Source organism: Francisella frigiditurris, assembly GCF_001880225.1.
Classification (GTDB): Bacteria; Pseudomonadota; Gammaproteobacteria; order Francisellales; family Francisellaceae; genus Francisella; species Francisella frigiditurris.
Window position 1 is genome coordinate 179,125 of record NZ_CP009654.1, and the last position, 21,445, is coordinate 200,569.

A 21,445-nucleotide genomic window follows, 5' to 3' on the forward strand; every position below is an offset into this window, starting at 1 on the left:
AAATTATGCAAAACATAGAACAAGAAATACAACTACCTAATCACGAGAATACCGATTTTGATAATCAACTAAATATAGAAGAACAAATCTATCTTCGTAACTACGGAATACTAACACATGAAGAACAAGCAAAACTAAAAAATGCCAAAGTCACAGTTATAGGAGCTGGAGGTGTTGGTGGCATAACCTTAATTAGTCTTGCTCGTATGGGAATAGGTAACATTAAAGTAGTTGATATGGACGAATTTGACTATAGCAACATAAACCGTCAAATGCTATCAGCCATATCACGCGTAGGAAAAAGTAAAGCAGAGTGCGCCAAAGAAACTATAAATGATATTAACCCAAATATTAAAGTTACCGTGTACAAAGAAATGATCCATGAATACAATGCTGATGAGATAATTTCAGGCTCTGATGTTGTAGTTGATGCTACTGATAATCTAGTGTCTCGCGTAATCATTCACCGCACTGCTCAAAAACTTAAAATCCCTTCTGCTTGGATAGCCGTTACTCCCCCTTTCAGAGGAGCTGTTATGACTTTTTCTGACAAAACTCCTGCATATGAATTAGTACTCCAACATTCATCTTATGGCAAAGAGTTAACAACTGAGGTAAAAAAAGAGATAGCTTCAATTAAAGATGGTCGCGCAAGAGAGTCTGTGAAATATGGAGTCTCACCTGAGTGGGCTGAATCTTATATTAAAGGCGAAGCACCTTGGACAGTTATCTGTCCCGTAGCAAATATAGTTGGAATTTTTGCTAGCTTTGAAGTCTTTAAAACCATACTAAATAGAGAAAATCTACAACCAACTTATGCACCAAACCTACTAAAAATAGATATGGGACAGACAAGTTCTGCACAGATATTAACTCCAGAGCAAGGAAGTTGGAATAATGAAGAATTATAAATTTCTTATAATACTTTTCATAAGTATTTTTATATCTAGTGTATATGCAAAAGATATAGATTCATCAGATTATTATATTAAATATAATGATCAAAAAATTCATCTAAAAGAAAAAAGAGTTTCTGAAAAAGATTTTAAAGGTACCATTATGCTTTTAAATCCATTAAGCATCCCTTCTCTTTCAGCTTTTGACATTCATGGATATTCATTAATGGATAGCTTAGCAGAAAATGGCTATGACGTTTGGGCTATAGATTTTATTGGTGAAGGAACATCTTCCTATCCTGAATCAATGACAAAATTTAATACCCCTATTGGATTTTATCCAACTCAAAAAGGCGTATATCCATTACAAGCTAAAGAAGCTGTTAAAGAATTAAATGCAGCTATTGATTTCATTTTGGAAAAAAATAAACAAAAAAGTCTAGATTTACTAGGATGGTCATGGGGATCAATTGTTGCAGCAATGTATTCTATTGAATATCAACAAAAAGTAGATCATTTAGTATTATACGGATCAATGTATTCATCTCATCTAAAAAAGTCTCTTGAGCCACTTTTTATTAAACCTTACGCAGGAAAAGATGGCCAGTTTAGTAACAACCTTCCAGCTTATCAAAGTGTTCCTTGGAAAATGGTTGAAAACCACTGGAAGATGATGCTTGGTATTCCTTGGAAAAATATTGATCATCATGGAGAGATGATGATTGGTGAAAATGAGGATATTGTCAGTAACAGCGTTATAAATAAAGTTGGCGATGTATATGTAAAAATAGATCCAAACCCAAATCCTCATGTAAAAAATTCATTACGTAGACCAATGGGTCCTATGAAAGATTTATACTCTATCTGGAATGGAAAGCCTATCTATGACATAAGCAAACTAAAAACACCTACTTTAGTTATTTATGGGGATCGAGACTTTTTTGCAGATCACTATTTATATGAAAAACTGACCAATACAAAATACAAGCAGTTAAAAGAGATACAACATGCGACACATTGGCTTATCTATGAAAAAACCCGTCAAGAATTCATTGATGATGTAATCAATTTCTTAAATAGGAAACAATAATGAGTCGAATCCTAATATTAGATAGCACATTAAGAGAAGGCGAACAAACCCATAACATTTGTTTCTCTGTTGAGGAGAAAATAATTCTAGCTAATAAACTTCGTGATTTTGGTGTCAACATAATAGAAATTGGTCACCCTGGTATTTCTGAAACTGAAAAGCAAGTATGCGCTAAAATAGTTAAACAAGTTAAAAATATCGATATCCTAGTACATTCTAGAGCTACTTCTGAAGATGTATTAGCTGCTAGCGAGACAAAAGCTACCTGGATAGGTATATGGGCTTCATATAATGACATAGCTCTCTCTACTAAATATACTAATAAATCTAGAGAATGGATTAAGCAAAAAGTTATTGAATCCATTAAATTAGCTAAAGAGCTTGGTTTTAAAGTTAGATTTAGTATCGAAGATGCTTCAAGAACACCTTTAGATCTTATCCATGATTTAGGAACAGCTGCTATAAATGCTGGAGCCGATAGAATAAGTCTTGCAGATACTGTAGGAATTTGGCACCCAAACCAATGCTATGCCATTGTTAAGTCTGCTAAAGAAAAGTTTAATTGTGAAATAGAAGTTCATTTGCACAATGATCTAGGACTTGCTCAAGCAAATGCTATTTCAGCTATTAATGCTGGGTCCACTATTATAGACGCCTCTATACTAGGGATTGGAGAAAGAGCTGGTATCTGTGATTTAATACCTTTGGCAAAAGCATTAGAAATATTCTATAACAGAAACTTCAATTTTAAACTTTCTCAAGATTTAGCTTCTGCAATATCAAGAATAGGATATTTTAATATTGAACCACACCATCCTTTAACTGGCAAAAACGTATTCACACATGCTTCTAAATATCATATAAAAGCCACAAAAAATAATCCAGAAGCTTATGAGGCAATAGATCCAGCCTCTTTAAATCGTGAAAGAACTATTCTAGTAAATAACTTAGACAGAAAAGATACCCAACGAATAAATTCTGATTTAGAGGTTAAGATACCTTTTGTAAAAGGTGCATCAGAATTATTACATCATCGTGATGGGGTAGGCTCTAGATGGGTTTTTATGGACAGTCGAGTTGATGAAAGAAGTCACGTATATGTTATTGAAAGAACTTTCGATATTGATTATTCAGACTCTTATCAACCACATGTAGATTCTCATGCTCATAACTGCGACAGTATGTTTGTTTTCATGGGAAATAACAAAGATGGTACAGGACTAAAAGTTAGTGTAACTTTTGGAGAGGGTGATAATCAGGAAACAAAAATAATTAATAGCCCAGCATCAGTTTATATTCCTGTAAACGTTTATCACAGCTATTCTTATATTTCTGGTACTGGTAGATTTCTAAATTTTGTTCTATCTCCAAACTATAATCAAAGCATAGTAAATGTATAGGTTTGTTTTTAATGGGCAAATCATAATATTATAATACCTCACTAACTTTTACTTCCTCAAACTCAAAATTTTTAGTAATCCTAAAAAATCGCTTAGATAATGAGTTTATATTATTGCAACAAACAGTCCCTACCAAATCATCATATAAAAAAGTGAGAAAATCTTGCTCAAATTTAGGACTAATCCATTTTCCATCTAAATTTTTTATAAAACAAGCATCTTTAAATCCTTTAGAGATGCCCAACCCGCTTTTCTTAACTTCCGCTTCTTTAAGAGTCCATAATACAAAAAAATCATTTTTATAATTACTGCTTTGTCTCAACTGTTCATACTCAAGTTTAGAAAAAAAACGAAAAGCTATTTTTTCTAAATTTCTTTTATCTCTTACTTGCTCGATATCAACTCCTATTTCATCTTTAGCAACAGACATAATTATATACTCTGAAGTGTGGCTAATACTAAATTCCAACTCCTTATTTATCAAAGTTGGCTTGCCACTTTCTAATTCTCCAAATTTTAAATTCTGAATAGAAAAGAAATTATAAAACACATGGTATCTAACTAATTGAGAGAATATTTTCTGTGACCTCATGCCGTCATTGAAGCCTGGAATATGCTTTTTTATATTTAACTGCAAATTCTCTAGACTAAAATCATCAATTTTTAATATAAAACTATAGACTTCTTTCATTAAAACTATTCGGCTGCTATCGCAGATATTATATTTTCTTTACCTAAAGATGTATTGATTTGCTCAACATCTTCATAAGTAAGACTACCTTGAAGTTGTTTTAACTGAGCATAATGCTCAATGTAATTAAATATTGATCCTGCAAAAGCAAGTTGTGCTTCAACCAAAATTGCTTGACGGTTCAATAAATCCACAATAGTTTGAGTACCGGCTTGATATCCTTCCAAAATTGCCTTTACTGATGCTAAACCAGCATAAACTGATTTTTCATAAGCTTGAATTCTTATAGCATCTAATCTTACAGTTTCAAATGACTCAACAACTCCTGCATAAACCTCCCTTTGAGTTTGCAAAAGAGTATAGTTTGAGGCTTGATTATCATAACTAGCTTGTTTCAATTGAGCATAATCAGAACCACCTCTTAATAAGTTCCAATTAACATTACCTTGAATATTTGCTATTTGATAATTAGTTGGAAACTGAATCAACTCTTGAGGAGTCCCTGTATAGTCATTAAATGAAGCAGTAAGACCACCACCTAAACCAACATTCGGGAAGAAATTACCCCACTTAATACCTACTCCCTCAGTTGTTGCTTGGAAATCAAAAGCTTTTTGAGCTATATCAAGATTATACTTTTGTGAAGTCTCTAGCCAATATTCAACATCATTTGGAGTCGGTGGACCAAAATAATCAGTGCCTTTCGCAACATATAAAAGTGAGCTAATCTTTTTACCAACTAGTTTTGCCACAGCTGCTTTTGCTTGAATGAGTTGTTTTTGAGCATCTGCTCTACTAGCAATAGCTTTTCTGTACTGAGCATCACTTGTTTTCAAATCAGCATATGAAACTATTCCTGCATGGTACTGTTGTTCTTGGTTCATATAAAGCTTTTTGTTCCAAGCTTCGTTTGCAAATTGAAACTGCAATACCTGTTGAGCTCTTAAAAGCTCAAAATAAGCAGTAACTGTATTAATAATCAAATCTTGCTCAGCTTTTGCATAAATCATTGCATAAGATTTTTGCAAATATGTAGCTTGAGTGAAAGTTTTCCATTTTGACCAATCAAAAAGAGTTTGAGTACCATTAACCATAAGATTGTTTGAAGTATCTAAAACCACACCACCAAACTGATTATATCTATCTCTTCTTAAGCCATAACCAAAATCAATTTGTGGTAGTAAGTAACCCAAAGCTTTTGGTACTGTCTCCATATTCCCAGCAAAAGTTGATCTTGCTGCTTGATATTCAGCATTATGTTTAGCTGCAAGATTATAAATCTCTATTAAACTATATTGCTTCTCTTCTTTATCATCAACCACTGCAACATCAGCTGCACTTTTTAAGTTATAAAAACTATTACCGTCTCTTATTTCATCGGCTTTTGCATATTGCTTTTCAATGCTATAAGGATTTTTAGCAACATCTGAGCCTAACGGCTTTTCATATGCTGCAAAAACATTTGTGAATATAAAAATTAAAAATAAGAAAGATAAGGTTTTTTTCATATATCTATTTATTTATTGTAAACATCAAAAAGGAACTTTTTATTATATTCGTCTTTTGATGTTTTTGTTACTAAAAAAGCTTTATCGCAAACAGCAGTTTTAACAAAAAAACACATTCTGCCTCCGATTTTCAAAAGCTTCAATAAGGATTCATCTATCTCTTTCTCTCTAACAGTATTTGATATATAAACACAATCATAAGTTCTTTCTTCATCAAAGATATTTTTTAAATACTCTATGCTGTTAAACTCAGCATTATAAAGACCTATAGAAGCAAGTTTTCTTTTAACAAAAGTTAAACTCTCTTCACTATAATCTAATACATCAATAGTTTCGGCTAATTTTGCGATAAGAGCTAAAGTATAGCCACACTCTAATCCTAGTTTTAAAACAGAATCTTTTTCCTTGATATTTAAAGAATCTAAAATCCTTGCTGTAACCATCGGATTCTTAATTTCCCTTCCACCAATAGTAAAATTTGAATCTGAATAAGCTAAAGTTTCGAACCCTTTTGGCAGAAATTTTTCTCTTGGAATATCTTGAATAGCATCTATTAATCTTCCTAATGGAACACCTTCAGGAAGAATTTGTTGCTTAATCATATTCTCTTTTGCATACTCAAAATTCATTCTAAAAACCCTTTGAAAAATGACTGAAATATTAAAAACGAAATTTATGCCGAGATAATAACACAATAGCTAAATAAAAAAAACCTTAGTACACTTCAAGAGTTGGAAAAGCAAATAAAAACATATAGAATCCAAATCTATAAAACTAATCTCAAATTATTATAAAAAATAATAGCCAATTATCTCAGACTAAATGAGGAAATATATGAAAAGACCTGAACTTCTCTCGCCAGCTGGAACACTAAAAGCTATGAGATATGCTTTTGCATATGGTGCTGATGCTGTATACGTGGGACAACCTAGATATAGCTTAAGAGCTAGAAACAATGAATTCTCTAAATTAGAAACTTTAGAAACAGCTATAACTGAAGCTCATGCTATGGGCAAAAAAATTATGCTAGCAAATAATATTGCTCCGCATAATGCAAAGATTAAAACATACATAAGAGATATAACACCTGTTATTGCTCTAAAGCCTGATGCTATGATCATGTCAGATCCTGGTATGATTATGCTAGTAAGAGAGTATTTTCCTGATCAAGAAATACATCTTTCTGTGCAATCAAATGCTGTAAATTATCAAACTGTAAAATTCTGGCACAAAATGGGTATAAAGCGAGTCGTATTATCTAGAGAATTAAGTCTAGAAGAAATCGCTGAAATTAAAGAACATTGCCCAGAGATGGAAATTGAGACATTTGTGCATGGCTCTTTATGTATGGCATATTCAGGTAGATGTTTGTTATCTGGTTACTATAGCCACAGAGATCCTAATCAAGGGGTTTGTAATAATGCTTGTAGAAACAATTATAAAATAGCAGAAGCAAAACAAAATGACTGGGGTGATTATGAACCTGTACAACCCACGCTTGGTATTGGGACACCTTTAGATAAAGTCCTGTTAATAGAAAATGATAAAGAACCAGGTCAATATAATCCCATGTTTGAAGATGAGCATGGAACATATATCATGAACTCAAAAGATCTAAGAGCTATTCAACATGTTGAGTATCTAACAAAAATGGGGATTGATTGCTTTAAAATAGAGGGGAGAACAAAATCATTCTTCTATGCTGCAAGAACTGCTCAACTTTATGATCAAGCCATTAAAGATGCTATTGCTGGAAAACCATTTGATATGACTTTAATGGACAAGCTTGAAGGACTTGCACACCGTGGATATACAGAAGGTTTTTACCGTCGTCATGTGCATGATGAATATCAAAAATATGAAAATTCAGACTCTAGAAGCAATACTCAGCAATTTGTTGGGGAAGTTACTAATTTTGATGAACATACAGGCTGTGCAACTATTAGTGTTAGAAATAAAATAATTATCGGTGACAGCATAGAATTAATGCTCCCTTCTGGAAGTCGAGAAATTATTCTTGATAATATGACTGATAAAGATGGAAATCATATGGAAGAGGCAAAAGGAAGCGGATATGAAGCAAAAATTAGGTTTGACAATGTAAGTCCTGAAGATATGAAGTTTGCTTTATTAATTAGAAACCTTCCTCAAGAACAATAAGAGTTTAATTTGCAAAAAACAATTGATAAATAATAATTAAAACCAGAATAAATATTCCAAAGTATCTCATTCCAGCTGTCTTTTGCCAGCCTTCTTTATACCATTCCCAAAATGATCTAAACATACTATTCTCTCAACTATTTAGTTAACACTCTACTTTCTTCATTTCTACCTAATATTAGTAACAATATAAAAGTCAGGCTAGACATTACTAACATTGATATAGCTATAGGCAAATTTGTTGTTGCAGGAAATAGCATAGCAACACTTCCCACCAGGCCACTTATAGAAAACTCTAATGTGCCAAACATCGCTGAAGCAACTCCTGCTATTTCAAAAAAAGGTTCCATACTCCCACTAGCACCTGTACCAGATGTTAAAGCACAACCAAATGTTGCAAAAAAACATGGTGCAAAGAACCCCCACAAACTAAGTCCAGAAACAAAATATACAAAAGATGATAATATCCCAGCAAAGAAAATACACCCAACACCTAAAAGAGCTGTTCGACGAACACCAAGTATATTTACTATAAATCCAGAGAATATAGAACCTACTAAATAAGCTACACCAGCTAAACCAAACATTATATATATCTTCGATATAGGGTATCCAAGATAATTAATAATATAAGGTGTCATCGAAAACAATATAAAGAAAGAAGACATACCCGAGACTGCAGTCAAAGAATAAGCCCAAAACTGTAATGATTTTGTAACAGTTAGGTATCTTGAAAAAATTGTCATTGAAACTTTTTTCCTTCTCTCAACAGGCAAGCTTTCTTTAACGAAGAAAACTGTCATCAAGACTGAAAAAAGTGCCAAAATCGACAAAAATACAAATGCTGACTGCCAACTAAAATATGTAGTCAAGATAACTCCTATTAATGGACCTAGAATAGGAGAAATAGAAATTATTGCATTTATAAAACTATAGATCATTGAGCTTTTTTTACCAGAATACGCATCTCTAACCACTGCAAAAGCAACTACCGACATTCCACAACAGCCAAATGCTTGAATCACTCTTGACACAATCAGAGATTCTATATTTGGTGAAAGAGCACAAAGCACTGAACCTAGTAAAAATAATAACGTAGATAAAAGCATTATTTTAAATCTACCAAACTGATCAGACAAGGGTCCTAAAAACAACTGTCCAACGCCTGTGACTATTAAAAATAATGATAGCGTTACTTGGACCATAGACTGAGTCGTATTTAAACTCTCTTTCATATCCGGTAAAACTGGCATATAAACATCCATTGCTAAAGCAAAAGCAAAGACCATTGGCCCCAGAATTAGAACTGTCTTAAGAGGCGAATATTTCCACATAAAACCTCCTTAAAAATATTATTATTATTTTAAATTTGAAAATATTGGGCAGTAATTGTACCAAAATAGTAAATATTTAACATCACAAATAATTAGAATCTAATATCTTAATGTTATAATTGTTTCCAAATAAATATTTTTATATAAATAATGTCTAGAAAAATACTGTTTTTATTAATATCACTTCTACTTCCCATATTCTCTTTCGCTGGAGAATCTAGTACCAATACTATGGATGCAACTACTCATACTTTAGCAATAATAGCAGTATTAGTTTTTATTATAACTTATCTTCTAGTAATGACTGAGGATGTCACTCATTTAAACAAGTCAAAACCAGTGATTATCGGAGCGGGATTAATATGGATCTTAGTTGCTTTAGTTGGAAAAGAGTTAGGTGCAAGCAATATTGTTAATGAAAACTTCAACCACATCATGGTTGAGTATGGAGAGCTATTATTATTTTTAGTAGTTGCTATGGCATACATAAACCTTCTTGAAGATAGAAATGTATTTGATAAATTAAAAAGCATTCTATTAAGATCTGGTTGTGGTTACCTCACTATTTTTTGGCTAACTGGTATAATCTCATTTTTCCTTTCAGCTGTTGCTGATAATTTAACTACCGCGTTAGTAATGAGTACCGTAGTGCTTGCTATAGGCAAAAATAATACAAAATTTATAACAATGGCTTGTGTAAACGTTGTTATTGCATCTAATGCAGGTGGTGCTTTCTCTCCTTTTGGAGATATAACAACATTAATGGTATGGCAGTCAGGTGCTGTTAAATTCACAGAATTTTTTGCAATCTTTATCCCATCGCTTGTCAATTTCTTAGTCCCTGCGATTATAATGAGTATATTTTTACCAAAAATGCAGGCTCAAACCATTATCGAAGAAAGGGTTGCGTTTAAAAGGGGCGCTATAGTTATAATAATTCTATTTATCCTCACCATCGCTACAGCTGTAGCATTTGAACATTTATTACATTTACCTCCTGCATTAGGAATGATGACTGGCCTTGGATATGTAATGATATTTGACTACTTATATGGTAGAAAACTAATAAGAGAAAACAAAGATCTACCTCATGCACATAAAATGCATCCTCATGCCTTTGATATTTTTCAAAATATAAAAAATGCTGAATGGGATACTTTATTATTTTTCTATGGAATTTTAGTTGCTGTGCAAGGTTTAGCAACTCTAGGCTACTTAGGAATTGCCTCTCAATATATTTATACTGATATGCAATCAATAGCTCCAAATTTATTTTCAGCACACACTCAAGCAAATACAATAATAGGAATACTATCAGCGGTAGTTGATAATATCCCTGTAATGTTCGCTGTATTAAGTATGCACCCTGTTATGGAGCATTCTCAATGGCTATTAGTAACTCTAACTGCTGGCGTTGGTGGAAGCTTGTTATCCATAGGTTCAGCCGCTGGGGTAGCTGTAATGGGTAAATCTAAAGGCAAATATACATTCATGGGACATTTAAAATGGACTTGGGTAATAGCTATCGGGTATTTTGCAAGTATTATAGTTCACTTACTTATTAATTAAACTGCTGTAACTCTAATATTTTAGAGTGAAACTTTCTCGCTCTTTCATTATGGCTAACTGTAATAAATGCCATATGCTTTTCTTTCAGTAGTTGATATATTTTTTCCTCTGATTTTGCATCAACATTTGAAGTAGCTTCATCTAATAAAACTAAATCATATTTTTTAATAAAAATTTTACAGAAACGTAATTTTTGCTGTTCTCCTGATGATAGAATGTTTCTCCAATCATACTTAGTGCCTATAAACTTTTTCAAACATCCTAGCTCTAAAATATCCAATATCTTTTCAAACTCTTCATCTGATGGAATATTTACAAATGATGGATAAAAAATAGCTCTTTTGAAGTCATCTTCTGGGAAATAAGGTTTTTGTGCCAAGAATAAAGTTTTTGGAAATTTATTAAAGATAATCTCGCCAAGGAAAAAGTCACTATGTCCATTTATAACTCTTAATAAACTAGTCTTCCCTAATCCAGTCCTACCATGTATAAATAAGCTATCCGCTTCAAACAAAGAAAAACTTAACCCTTCCAGCAACGTATCTACTTGTCTAGTTATTGAAACATTATTGAGTTTTAATAACTCTTTTTGCTCTGGATTAATTATTCTTAATCTATCCTCTTTAACGTCTTCATCCATAGACTTCTTTAACTCAGAAAGCCTAGTAATATTAGCCCTCAATTCAGCTAAATTATCATAAGAATATACAAAAAATAACATAGGAAAAATTGCTTGCATAAAAGCCGAATTAACCTGCATCATCTGACCAAAACTAAGTTCCTTAGCAAAGTATCTTGGAAGAGCTAATATACTACCCAAAATAGCGTATATTTGTGTAAAAAAAGTCGAAACAATATCTATCTTAGCCTGTCTAAAAGTCACACTATAAAAATTTTTTACAATTGAACTAAAGTTTCTTCTAGAAGTTAAATACTCCCTTTTTTCAGATTGATTATCATAAATAGAAGCCTTATTGTTTCTAACTACAGATAATTTATATCTAAAATCTGCTTCATATTTTTGTTGGTTATATAAGAGTTGTTTTAAAGGACTACCAACCTTAAAAACTAGCCACATATTTGTAAAACCAAGAATCACGGCTATCCAAAATAGGTATCCATGAATTTTAAATTCAGATCCCCATAGAGAAAAAGATAAAATTCCAGATAATCCCCACAATACTATCGAAAATGAGATAAATGAAGAAACACTACGAATAGTTCCTAAAAAAAAGTATTTTGACAATACAATAAGTTGCTGAATGTCATAACTAATCCTCTCTTCCGGATTATCATATGATTTTGAATCTTTTAAATAACTTTTTGTACCTAGCCAATTCTTAACATAGTATTCGGTCAGAGGCTTTCTCATAAATATTGTAAAATACTGTCCAATAAAATATGCTAAAAAGCTATTAAGTAACATAAAGAAAATTATTACTGCAAAAATAATCAGCTGATGAATCAAAAGCGCTTTATCATACTGTTGAATAGCATTATAAAAATCAACGTTCCAGCTGTTTAAATAAACACTTAAACCAACGCTAGAGAATTCAAAAACAGTACAAATCATCAATAAGAAAATAGCTATAAAGCCACTTTTAGTTTTCCAAAATGGCGATGAGATAAGCCAATAATTCTTGAAAAAGCTTTTCATCTAATCCGCCTTGTAAGGCACAGATATTACGACCCTTGTTGCTGAATTTTTATCTTTCCTATCCATTGCAGCAATAGCCATTTTTAGCATCCTAGAATTCTGATTATGCAATAAGAAGTGCCACCATTTTGTATTAACAACTTCAGGAATAATAACTACTGAATGACCTCTTTCAGCCTCTCTCAAGTCATTTTTACGTAATGTCTGTAGTACTGGAGCTATAAATGAATTATATACTGGTCTTAAGACTAAAAGCTTTTCGTCAAAACCTAAATTTTTCCATTGGTATTTAATTTGACTAATTTTCTCTTCATCTGAAGATACATACACTGGTGTAATATCATTAGATAAATTTCTAGCAAGTTGAAGAGCTTCTATTGTTCCTCTATGTATTCTAGATACTAATAAAACTATTTTAGGCTTAACCAAACCTTTTATTGAAGCTCCAACTACAGCCTCATCTATACTTAATGCAAGATTAGCCTCTCTTATATCATAATGCTTTTTTGTTCTATAAAGCATAAACATGATTATTGGAGTTACTACAATAACTATCCAAATACCTTCAAAGAATTTACTTTCAACGATAGTCACGACAACTGCAAAAGTAGCTATACATCCTACTGTATTTAGAAATGCTCTTAAGCCCCAGCTCTTATAATATCTTTTATTGTTATACCAATACTTTATAAGTCCTGCCTGACAAAGAGTAAAAGCTACAAATACACCAAAAGCATACAATGGAATAAGGTCTGTAACATTCGCATTAAAAACAATTATTAATATACCCGATAAGATAGTTAATGAAATAATTCCATTTTTAAATGCTAATCTATCTCCAAGTTTTTGTAATTGCTCAGGTAAATAACCATCTTTACTTATAATAGCTGCAAGTCTAGGAAATCCAGTGAAGCAAGTGTTTGCTGCCATAAGCAATATTAAACAGGTCGCAGCTTGTAAGAAATAATATGCCACCCCATCACCAAAGATCATATGCCCCACCTGAGATAAAGCACTTTCCGCTTGCTGAGGTAATATTTGCATCTTTGCTGCTAAGAATGTAACTCCTGAAAACATTACCACAGATAATGCAATCATAAGACTTAAACCAACTATTGCTTTTTTCATTATAGGGAACTGATAGGTTGCTATCCCATTAGCATAAGATTCGATACCTGTTAAAGCCGAACTACCTGATGAGAAAGCTCTAAGTATTAGTGTGATTGTTAGAACTGTAGAGGTATTCTGAATATGTTCTCTATATTCCTCTGAATAACTAAAAAACCCTAATGATCCAGTATAGTACTTATACATCCCTATCAAAATCATAACTAAAATAGCTATAACAAACATATACGTTGGCCATACAAAAGCTTTAGCTGTTGACCTAACTCCTCGAAGGTTTATTATCATAATAATTGCTAATAAAATTAGAGAAATCTCAACAGTATACTTATAGAAAATAGGAAAAGCCGAGCTTATTGCAAACGTAGCAGTCGATACAGATACAGCAACTGTCAATATATAATCAATAATTAGAGAAGCTGCTGTTAATAATAAAGTTTTTTCTCCAAAATTAGTTTTCACAACAGAGTAAGATCCACCGCCTTCTGGATGAGTCTTTATTACCTGAGCATAAGAAAATCCCATAAGTAATATCAACAATACCACCATCAAACCAACTTCTAACGAATATTGCGCTATAGCTGTAGCCCCTGCTGCTGCAAGCACTATAAAAATCTCTGCTGTTGCATATGCTATAGATGATAATGCATTAGAAGAAAGTATTGCAAAGCCAGAAAGTAAACCTAATTTCTGTTCTTGCTGCTCTGCACTAGGAATCGGTGAACCAAATATAAGATTTCTTATTTTCATAGAAATAACACGCTATTCTTCTTTAGTTAAAAATTCATTTAAGCTTTTTGCTAACTCTTCTGTACCTTTCTTCATATAAGCCGATACTTTATAGTATTGTTTATCTTTCCAATTTATTTTTTCCACGAATTCCTGACATCTAGAATCAACCTCATCAGCTAATAGATCAATCTTATTTATAACCAGAAGTCTTGGTTTATTGTAAAGTTCTTCACTATATTTTTTTAACTCTTTCTCAACTGCAAAGTAGTTTTCTGCTGAATCAGAATTATCAAATGGTGAAATATCTACCACATGCAGCACACATCTTGCTCTTGTTAAATGTTTTAAAAATCTTAAGCCTAAACCAGCACCTTCTGCAGCACCTTCTATAACTCCAGGAATATCTGCCATTACGAAGCTATCAACACCTACTTTTACTACCCCTAGATGAGGGTACATTGTTGTAAAAGGATAGTCTGCTACCTTAGGAGTAGCTGCTGAAACTGATCTTATTAAGGTTGATTTACCAGCATTTGGCAAACCTAAAAGAGCTATATCCGCTAATAAGTTAAGCTCAAGCCTAACTTCTTTATACTCACCCTCTTCTCCTAAGGTAAACTTTCTTGGTGCTTGGTTTGTACTGCTCTTAAAATGTACGTTTCCTATACCTCTTTTTCCACCAGAAACAATCTTGAAGGTCTCTCCATGCTTTAACACTTCACCCATCTTTATATCAGTTTCGATATCAAAGACGCTTGTACCTACTGGAACTACAAGATATAAATCATCACCCGCTTTTCCATAGCAATTTCTACCCATACCGGCTTGTCCATTTTCTGCCTGATATTCTCTCTTATATCTATAGTCTATAAGAGTATTTACACCTTCATCAGCCTGTAAGTAAATACTACCCCCATGTCCGCCGTCGCCACCATCTGGACCACCTCTTGGGACATATTTCTCTCTACGGAAACTAACGCATCCATTACCGCCTTTACCAGCCTGTAATTTAACTACTACTTCATCAACAAATCTCATAATTAGAAGAACATTTCAAATTTTATATATTTTATAAAGTCTAATTATATACCTTTGAAAAAAAATTATCAGTTGGTATTTTTTTCATTTGTCTTTATATGAATTATTATTCATAATTTATTTTTAAGATTAATCTCTTTTGCTAAAAAAATGTATAAATACGATTTAACTTCAAGACTATTGCACTGGATCAGCGTAATTCTAATATTTACAATGATCTGCTTAGGCTTTACTGCTGCTTTTACAAATAATTATTCCGTGATATGGTTTCATAAATCTACTGGAATAACACTTTTGATAGTAATGACATTCCGCCTTATTTGGCGTTTTACAAAAATGCACAAGCCTGATTATGAAATTAAGATAGCTCTACCTAAACTTATTTTTGCCAAGTTTATTCACTTTATGCTTTACGCTAGCGTTTTCACAATGATTTTATCAGGCTGGTTATGTAGCTCTTTCGGTCATCATCCTGTACCTTTTTGGGGCTTAGATGTCACTTTACCAGTTCCATTAATAAAACCAGTAGCTAGCTTTTTATGGAATATCCACACTACTACTATTTATGTACTAATTACTTGTATAATTTTACATATTGCTGGAACTACTTATCATTTCATAAACAAAGATAAAATATTAGAGAGAATGCTTTAAAATTAAGTTATCCAAGCACTTTTTAATATAGGATAGGTTACAAATATAAATTGAGCCATATTTACAAAATAGTGGCAAATTATACTTACTTCTAATTTCTTAGTTTTTACATAACTAAATCCATAAATTAAGCTTGCTATAAAAGCTAATATAGCAAAATTGACACCTGCAAAAATAATATGTATCACCGCAAACAGAATAGAGGTGACTAATACAGCTAGAATATTTCCACTATATTTCGCTATGCTATTCTGAACAAAGCCTCTCCAAAATATCTCCTCAGGGATACACGTAAAAATCAGATTAACAACCGCAAATAACAAAGTTAATTTCGTTAATTTAAAGTCCCAATGTGCAAAACCTAACACAAAAATTATTGGAATTAAAACAACAATACTTATTAAACCATATAATAATCCAAACTTAATAACTGAAGGTATTTCAGTAAACCTTGATAGTTCTATTTGAGTAGAAAACAAAAGTAAACCATACGGCCATCACCATCGAATCATAGTTAAGATACAATGAAAAAGGTATAGCATCTTTTGATATATAAACATTATCTAATAATCTTAAATTATTAAAACCTGAGATTATATGGGCAGATAAAAGCAGCAAAAATACAAAAGCTAATAATGCTATAAAAATATGTATCAAAGGCTTTTTTAAAGAATTATTTAAACTGAGAGAAATAAATAGTGTAAGAAAAATTAATATTAACCCCTGTGGCCCAACTATCCCGACATTCAAAGCAAATATGATAGAAACTGCAAAAACTATGCCACTTATTGGTCGAAGCTCTTTTCTCCATAAAAGAAATAAAGCTAATACAATTAGAATATAGGGTAAATAAACACTCACTTAAATTTTATTTTTGCAATCTATAAACTTCACAAAGTTCATCCATAGATTTAGTGATTGTGACTTTATGTTGCTCTCTTTCTAAAAGCTCTTGTAATGCTTCTGTTGGAGGAACATTAATGTTCAATATAGGTTCAATAACAGATTCAAATTTAGCAGGATGCGCTGTTGACACAACTATGTAATCTTTATCATTATCATATTGGCTTCTAGCAACAAAACCTGTTGCCGTATGAGGACAGATAATCTCACCATATTGGTCATATACTTGTTTTATTTCTTCTATAATTTCAAAATCAGAGACACAAATAGCTTTCACATTTTTTCTAAAACTCTCATAGTCTCCTAATAAATACAATAGCCTTTCAAAATTACTAGGATTTCCCACATCCATTGCATTTGCTAATGTTTCAACACTTGCTCTTGGATTAAACTTACCAGTATCTAAATAATCAACGATCGTATCATTTGCATTTAAACTCATAGATATTTCATCTATAGGGAAACCCATCTCTTTAGCCCAAAAAGCTGCTGTAATATTACCAACGTTTCCAGAAGGTACTATATAATTTGCCTTCTTTCCTGTTTCCAAATAATACTGCCATGATGTATAAGCGTAATAAGTAGATTGAGGTAGTAAACGACCAATATTTATACTATTTGAAGTATTTAGTTTTGTTCTTTCTATCCACCACGGTGTTCTAAAAGCTTCCTTAACTAAAGCTTGGCAATCATCAAAGACTCCTTCAACTTCAACAGCTTGAATATTATCGCCCCAGCAAGTTATTTGTCTTTCTTGTCTTTTAGATATTTTTCCTCTAGGAAACATAACTACTACTCTAATATTTCTCTTTCCATAGAACGCTGCTGCCACAGCAGATCCAGTATCTCCTGAAGTAGCAACAAGTATAGTAAAAGGTTTATCACTTTCAATGAAGCTTAAACAATTTGCTAAGAATCTAGCCCCAAAATCTTTAAATGATAAAGTTGGACCATGAAATAGTTCTAAAATAGAGGTGTTTTTATTTAGCCTTTTTACTGGTACTGGAAATGTAAAAGCATTTTGACAAATTTTATGTAAAAACGGTTCTAATTTATCTCCTTCAAAGAACTCTTTTAACATACTTGCAGCAAATTCTGGATAACTCATACCCTTCTCAAAGCTTTTCCAATCAACTGTAGGAAATCTTTCTGGAACAAATAATCCTCCATCAGGAGCTAGTCCAGACTGCATAGCTTCACTTAATGAAACCTTGATATTATTACCTCTAGTACTAATAAAATTCATTCTTCTACCTTTATTATTTTTTCTCTAATAAGTATGCGCCTTTCTTGCTCATAGCACTAATCCAGCTATCAGAGCTCAAACCAAACTCATTAAATTTATTTCTCATAGCATTAACAACCACATCAACATTATCTTCTTTTTTAACCAAAGCAAACATAGTCGGTCCAGAGCCAGATATCCCGCATGCAATAGCTCCAGCATCTTTAGCAGCTTTCTGAACATCATAATACCCAGTTATCAACCCTGCTCTTCTTGGCTCAATAAGTACATCTTTCAAGCTTTCGCCCAATAGATCTATATTATGAGTATATAAAGCACTTATAACTGATGCCAAACAGGAGCTATGTTCAACAATTTTAGACAAATCATACGGTTCTTTTAAGAGCTCTCTAGCTTTTTTTGTTTCTATTGAAAGATCTGGACAAACAATAGCAACATTACAATCTACAATTGGTAGGTCTATTTTTTTACATGGTTTTGAGCTTTGTAACAATACTAAACCACCAAACATACACGGCACAGCATTATCCCCATGAAAAGACCCAGATATAAGGCTTTCACCATAGATAGCATAATCAATCAAATCATCATATGAATATGGCTTTTCAAAAAAAACATTCATGGCTACTAGCGCAGCAACAGAAGAAGCAGCTGAACCACCCATACCCGAACCAAGCGTTATACCTTTCTTAATATAAACATCAAAACCAATATCAATTTTTTTATCTGAAAGAAATTTTTTAATAACGGCTGTTGCAACATTTTTTTCACTATCAAAAGGAAGTTTATCAGCCCCAGTTACTCCAATTATTTCTTTTATAACGAGCTTAGAATCATTTCTTTTTTTAAGCTCTATAGTATCTCCCACTCCATCTATAGCAAAACCTAAAAGATCATATCCAACTGCAAAGTTTGCGCTAGTTGCCGGAGCAAAAGCTTTAGATGAATTTATGTTAGCAAGTTTCATATAAATTATTACTTTTCTCTTATTACAGTTATAACATCTGCATAAACACCTGCCGCCGTAACTTGAACACCAGCCCCAGCACCTTGGATAACCATAGGTTGAGTATATCTTTCAGTGGTTATCATCACTATATTATCCGTACCTTTTACATTAGCAAACGGACTACTTTCATCGTACGCTTGGATACCTACATTAGCACTTCCATTTTCGATAGTTCCAACATAATGAACTCCTGCAAGATTTTGTTTTTTATTTTCAATCTGCTTCATTATCTGATTATTAAATGTAGGAAGTTTTTCAAAAAATTCTTCTACACTACACTCTCTTAGTTCTTCTGGGACTAAGTTCTCTATAACCAGATCATTTAAACCTATATTTAAACCTATTTCTCTTGCTAAGATTGTAGTTTTTCTTGCAACATCCATACCCGATAAGTCTTGTCTAGGATCTGGTTCTGTATAACCTGCATCATATGCCATCTTAACAGCATCAGAGAAAACTACACCATTATTTAATTGCGTGAATAAATAACTTAATGTTCCTGAGAAAATACCTTTAATAGATTTAACATCATCTCCACTCTCAACCATATTTTGTAATGTGTTTATAAGTGGCAAGCCTGCACAAACGTTCGTTTCATATAAAAAGCTTGCTCCATTTAAACTAGCTGCTTTTCTTAGTTCTTGGTAATATTCATAATTACCTGAATTAGCATATTTGTTAGGAGTTACAACACTTAGTCCTTTCTGTAAAAACTTAATATAGTTTTTAGAAACAGTTTCACTAGCTGTAGTATCTATAACAATTTTTTTAGTAGCAGATGCGCGAGACATAAAGTCAGCTAATTTCTCTAAATTAACTGGTTCTGTTTTTTCAGCTAACAGATTGTCTATGTTATCAAATAAAAGATTTTCATAAACAATTCTCATCCCTTTAGAGTTAGTTACTCCAATAAGGACTAAATTTACACCTTTAGCATACCAGCTTTCATAAGTTTGTTTCATTTGCTTAATAAAAGCTTTACCAATTTTTCCAGCTCCTATTACCGCAATAGCAATATCATCACTTACAGTGTTATAGTGACGGTGCATAGCTTGAACACCTCGATTTTCATCTTCTGCTTTGACTGCGAAAGTCACGCTTCTTTCGGATGATCCCTGAGCGATAGCATGAATATTTATGTTAGCTAACTTAAGTGAATTAACTAATTTTGCTAGTGATCCAGTCTTAGCTTTCATCCCTTCACCAACAGCCGTAATTAGAGAATAATGCTTCTCAACCACTATCTCTTCGATAAGATTGCTCTTTATATCTCTTTCAAACTCTGTTCTTAAAGCTTCTGTCGCTTTATCAGCGTCAGAACTGTCAATTGCGAAACATATTGAATATTCCGAGCTTGCCTGAGATATCATCATCACAGAAACTTTAGCTTTCTCTAAAGCTCCAAAAACCTTAACTGAAATACCTGAAACACCTATCATACCAGCACCTTGGACTCGAACAATAGCAACATTAGGCACACTTGTTAAACCTTTAATAAGTCCTTGATCTTCATCTTTTTCAGCGCTTATTTTTGTACCTTCTTCATTAGGTGTATAACTACTCTTTATATATATAGGAGTATTCTCTAAAGCCATAGGTGCAATAGTAAGAGGATGTACAACAGATGCCCCAAAATATGCTAACTCTAAAGCTTCTTTGTAAGTTAATTTAGTAAGTGGTTTTGCTTCTGGAACTACTTGTGGATTAGCACTATATACACCTGCAACATCTGTCCAAATATATAATTTTCTTGACTGTAAAAGCCTTGCAAAGATTGCTGCTGAATAATCACTACAGTTTAAGCCCAAGATAGTTCTCTTTCCATACTTATTTTGAGCAATAAAACCTGTGATTACATACACATCGGCTGGATTAGCTTCTATGATAGCTTCAAGTTTCTCTAAACTTACCTGCCAATTAACTGCAACTGGATAATTACTATCATTAACAATTAAACATTCAGAAGCATCAATAAAATATGAATTTTCACCCTTTGACTTCAAATACGCTGTTAAAATCTGAGCAGACCATATTTCACCAAAACCTAAAATGAAAAATCTTAAGCTGTCTGCACAAAAACCTGTAATAGTCATTGTACTTAGAATATGTTTTATATTACGCAAGTCTGTAAGTATTAATGAACTTAAATCCTCATCATTTGGCATTAGTTCTTTAATAATTTCATTATGATGATCAAAAATTAAATTAATAGTTTCATCATAATCTTGTCCAGCTATAGCTTGGTCTATACTTTTCTGCAGGTTTCTAGTTGTTTTTGCAGATGCTGAAACAACTATAGCCTCATCTTTACAAGTTACAATATTAGAAACATTTTTTATTTTTTCTGCTGTAGCAAGACTACTCCCACCAAACTTATGTACTATCATACTCACACTCTTATGTTTAACAAATATAAAATTAGCTAGTTTTGTA

General features: G+C 32.5%; 18 protein-coding genes. 6 read left to right on the forward strand and 12 right to left on the reverse strand.

Translation table 11 applies throughout. The features are described 5' to 3' along the window. Window positions 1-5 precede the first annotated feature (5 nt). Genes KX01_RS01020 through KX01_RS01030 form a run of 3 tightly spaced genes read left to right on the forward strand, consistent with a single transcriptional unit; the run spans window position 6 to window position 3,386 of the window. The gene (locus tag KX01_RS01020; protein ID WP_083578874.1) at window positions 6-911 is read left to right on the forward strand and encodes a HesA/MoeB/ThiF family protein; all 906 of its coding nucleotides are present in this window, start codon (window positions 6-8) and stop codon (window positions 909-911) included. After that, window positions 898-1,986, forward strand: coding sequence for an alpha/beta fold hydrolase (locus KX01_RS01025; RefSeq protein WP_071663231.1), 1,089 nt, complete (start codon window positions 898-900; stop codon window positions 1,984-1,986). The genes KX01_RS01020 and KX01_RS01025 overlap by 14 nt, the downstream gene beginning before the upstream one ends. Further along, window positions 1,986-3,386, forward strand: coding sequence for a LeuA family protein (locus KX01_RS01030; RefSeq protein WP_071663232.1), 1,401 nt, complete (start codon window positions 1,986-1,988; stop codon window positions 3,384-3,386). The genes KX01_RS01025 and KX01_RS01030 overlap by 1 nt, the downstream gene beginning before the upstream one ends. 28 nt (window positions 3,387-3,414) lie before the next feature. Here KX01_RS01030 and KX01_RS01035 read toward each other — a convergent pair whose 3' ends face one another. From KX01_RS01035 to KX01_RS01045, 3 genes are read right to left on the reverse strand one after another with little or no spacing between them, the layout of a single operon-like run. Then, a complete protein-coding gene (locus KX01_RS01035; RefSeq protein ID WP_071663233.1) occupies window positions 3,415-4,077 on the reverse strand; it encodes a 4'-phosphopantetheinyl transferase family protein in 663 nt (220 codons plus the stop codon). 5 nt (window positions 4,078-4,082) lie between these two features. Then, entirely contained in the window at window positions 4,083-5,585 is a 1,503-nt protein-coding gene (locus KX01_RS01040; protein WP_083578875.1) for a TolC family protein, read from the reverse strand. Between the two features lie 8 nt (window positions 5,586-5,593). Further along, window positions 5,594-6,214, reverse strand: coding sequence for a protein-L-isoaspartate O-methyltransferase family protein (locus KX01_RS01045; RefSeq protein WP_071663234.1), 621 nt, complete (start codon window positions 6,212-6,214; stop codon window positions 5,594-5,596). 205 nt (window positions 6,215-6,419) lie between these two features. Here KX01_RS01045 and trhP point away from each other — a divergent pair, with 205 nt between their 5' ends. Continuing rightward, window positions 6,420-7,745, forward strand: coding sequence for a prephenate-dependent tRNA uridine(34) hydroxylase TrhP (gene trhP / locus KX01_RS01050; protein WP_071663235.1), 1,326 nt, complete (start codon window positions 6,420-6,422; stop codon window positions 7,743-7,745). Between the two features lie 137 nt (window positions 7,746-7,882). Here trhP and KX01_RS01055 read toward each other — a convergent pair whose 3' ends face one another. After that, window positions 7,883-9,079 (reverse strand): multidrug effflux MFS transporter, encoded by a 1,197-nt coding sequence (locus KX01_RS01055; protein WP_071663236.1) that lies wholly within the window; start codon window positions 9,077-9,079, stop codon window positions 7,883-7,885. A gap of 150 nt (window positions 9,080-9,229) precedes the next feature. Here KX01_RS01055 and nhaD point away from each other — a divergent pair, with 150 nt between their 5' ends. Then, a complete protein-coding gene (gene nhaD, locus KX01_RS01060) occupies window positions 9,230-10,648 on the forward strand; it encodes a sodium:proton antiporter NhaD (protein ID WP_071663237.1) in 1,419 nt (472 codons plus the stop codon). Here nhaD and KX01_RS01065 read toward each other — a convergent pair. From KX01_RS01065 to cgtA, 3 genes are read right to left on the reverse strand one after another with little or no spacing between them, the layout of a single operon-like run. Next, window positions 10,641-12,305 (reverse strand): ABC transporter ATP-binding protein/permease, encoded by a 1,665-nt coding sequence (locus KX01_RS01065; protein ID WP_071663238.1) that lies wholly within the window; start codon window positions 12,303-12,305, stop codon window positions 10,641-10,643. The two genes, nhaD and KX01_RS01065, sit on opposite strands and share 8 nt — an antisense overlap. Next, a complete protein-coding gene (locus KX01_RS01070; RefSeq protein WP_071663239.1) occupies window positions 12,306-14,180 on the reverse strand; it encodes an APC family permease in 1,875 nt (624 codons plus the stop codon). Window positions 14,181-14,192: 12 nt separating this feature from the next. Next, complete coding sequence (gene cgtA, locus KX01_RS01075; protein ID WP_071663240.1) at window positions 14,193-15,200, reverse strand: Obg family GTPase CgtA; 1,008 nt, start codon at window positions 15,198-15,200, stop codon at window positions 14,193-14,195. Window positions 15,201-15,350: 150 nt separating this feature from the next. On the opposite strand from cgtA, the gene KX01_RS01080 reads away from it, so the two are divergent. Beyond that, window positions 15,351-15,854, forward strand: coding sequence for a cytochrome b (locus KX01_RS01080; protein WP_071663241.1), 504 nt, complete (start codon window positions 15,351-15,353; stop codon window positions 15,852-15,854). A 2-nt stretch (window positions 15,855-15,856) separates the two neighbouring features. On the opposite strand, the gene KX01_RS09265 is transcribed toward KX01_RS01080, so the two are convergent. Genes KX01_RS09265 through thrA form a run of 5 tightly spaced genes read right to left on the reverse strand, consistent with a single transcriptional unit; the run spans window position 15,857 to window position 21,399 of the window. Continuing rightward, a complete protein-coding gene (locus KX01_RS09265) occupies window positions 15,857-16,333 on the reverse strand; it encodes a CPBP family intramembrane glutamic endopeptidase (RefSeq protein WP_083578876.1) in 477 nt (158 codons plus the stop codon). Next, window positions 16,296-16,715 (reverse strand): hypothetical protein, encoded by a 420-nt coding sequence (locus tag KX01_RS09415; RefSeq protein ID WP_083578877.1) that lies wholly within the window; start codon window positions 16,713-16,715, stop codon window positions 16,296-16,298. Before KX01_RS09415 ends, KX01_RS09265 begins: the two co-directional genes overlap by 38 nt. Window positions 16,716-16,722: 7 nt before the next feature. After that, entirely contained in the window at window positions 16,723-18,003 is a 1,281-nt protein-coding gene (gene thrC, locus KX01_RS01090; RefSeq protein WP_071663242.1) for a threonine synthase, read from the reverse strand. A gap of 13 nt (window positions 18,004-18,016) precedes the next feature. Then, on the reverse strand, window positions 18,017-18,970 hold the full coding sequence (locus tag KX01_RS01095; RefSeq protein WP_071663243.1) for a homoserine kinase: 954 nt from the start codon (window positions 18,968-18,970) through the stop codon (window positions 18,017-18,019). An 8-nt stretch (window positions 18,971-18,978) separates the two neighbouring features. Next, entirely contained in the window at window positions 18,979-21,399 is a 2,421-nt protein-coding gene (gene thrA, locus KX01_RS01100; protein ID WP_071663244.1) for a bifunctional aspartate kinase/homoserine dehydrogenase I, read from the reverse strand. Between the last annotated feature and the right edge of the window lie 46 nt (window positions 21,400-21,445).

Excerpts from the sequence above, each read along its gene's own strand:
- KX01_RS01020 (WP_083578874.1), top strand. The coding sequence starts at position 6 with ATGCAAAACATAGAACAAGAAATACAACTACCTAATCACGAGAATACC.
- KX01_RS01025 (WP_071663231.1), top strand. The coding sequence starts at position 898 with ATGAAGAATTATAAATTTCTTATAATACTTTTCATAAGTATTTTTATA.
- KX01_RS01030 (WP_071663232.1), top strand. The coding sequence starts at position 1,986 with ATGAGTCGAATCCTAATATTAGATAGCACATTAAGAGAAGGCGAACAA.
- KX01_RS01035 (WP_071663233.1), bottom strand. The coding sequence starts at position 4,077 with ATGAAAGAAGTCTATAGTTTTATATTAAAAATTGATGATTTTAGTCTA.
- KX01_RS01040 (WP_083578875.1), bottom strand. The coding sequence starts at position 5,585 with ATGAAAAAAACCTTATCTTTCTTATTTTTAATTTTTATATTCACAAAT.
- KX01_RS01045 (WP_071663234.1), bottom strand. The coding sequence starts at position 6,214 with ATGAATTTTGAGTATGCAAAAGAGAATATGATTAAGCAACAAATTCTT.
- trhP (WP_071663235.1), top strand. The coding sequence starts at position 6,420 with ATGAAAAGACCTGAACTTCTCTCGCCAGCTGGAACACTAAAAGCTATG.
- KX01_RS01055 (WP_071663236.1), bottom strand. The coding sequence starts at position 9,079 with ATGTGGAAATATTCGCCTCTTAAGACAGTTCTAATTCTGGGGCCAATG.
- nhaD (WP_071663237.1), top strand. The coding sequence starts at position 9,230 with ATGTCTAGAAAAATACTGTTTTTATTAATATCACTTCTACTTCCCATA.
- KX01_RS01065 (WP_071663238.1), bottom strand. The coding sequence starts at position 12,305 with ATGAAAAGCTTTTTCAAGAATTATTGGCTTATCTCATCGCCATTTTGG.
- KX01_RS01070 (WP_071663239.1), bottom strand. The coding sequence starts at position 14,180 with ATGAAAATAAGAAATCTTATATTTGGTTCACCGATTCCTAGTGCAGAG.
- cgtA (WP_071663240.1), bottom strand. The coding sequence starts at position 15,200 with ATGAGATTTGTTGATGAAGTAGTAGTTAAATTACAGGCTGGTAAAGGC.
- KX01_RS01080 (WP_071663241.1), top strand. The coding sequence starts at position 15,351 with ATGTATAAATACGATTTAACTTCAAGACTATTGCACTGGATCAGCGTA.
- thrC (WP_071663242.1), bottom strand. The coding sequence starts at position 18,003 with ATGAATTTTATTAGTACTAGAGGTAATAATATCAAGGTTTCATTAAGT.
- KX01_RS01095 (WP_071663243.1), bottom strand. The coding sequence starts at position 18,970 with ATGAAACTTGCTAACATAAATTCATCTAAAGCTTTTGCTCCGGCAACT.
- thrA (WP_071663244.1), bottom strand. The coding sequence starts at position 21,399 with ATGATAGTACATAAGTTTGGTGGGAGTAGTCTTGCTACAGCAGAAAAA.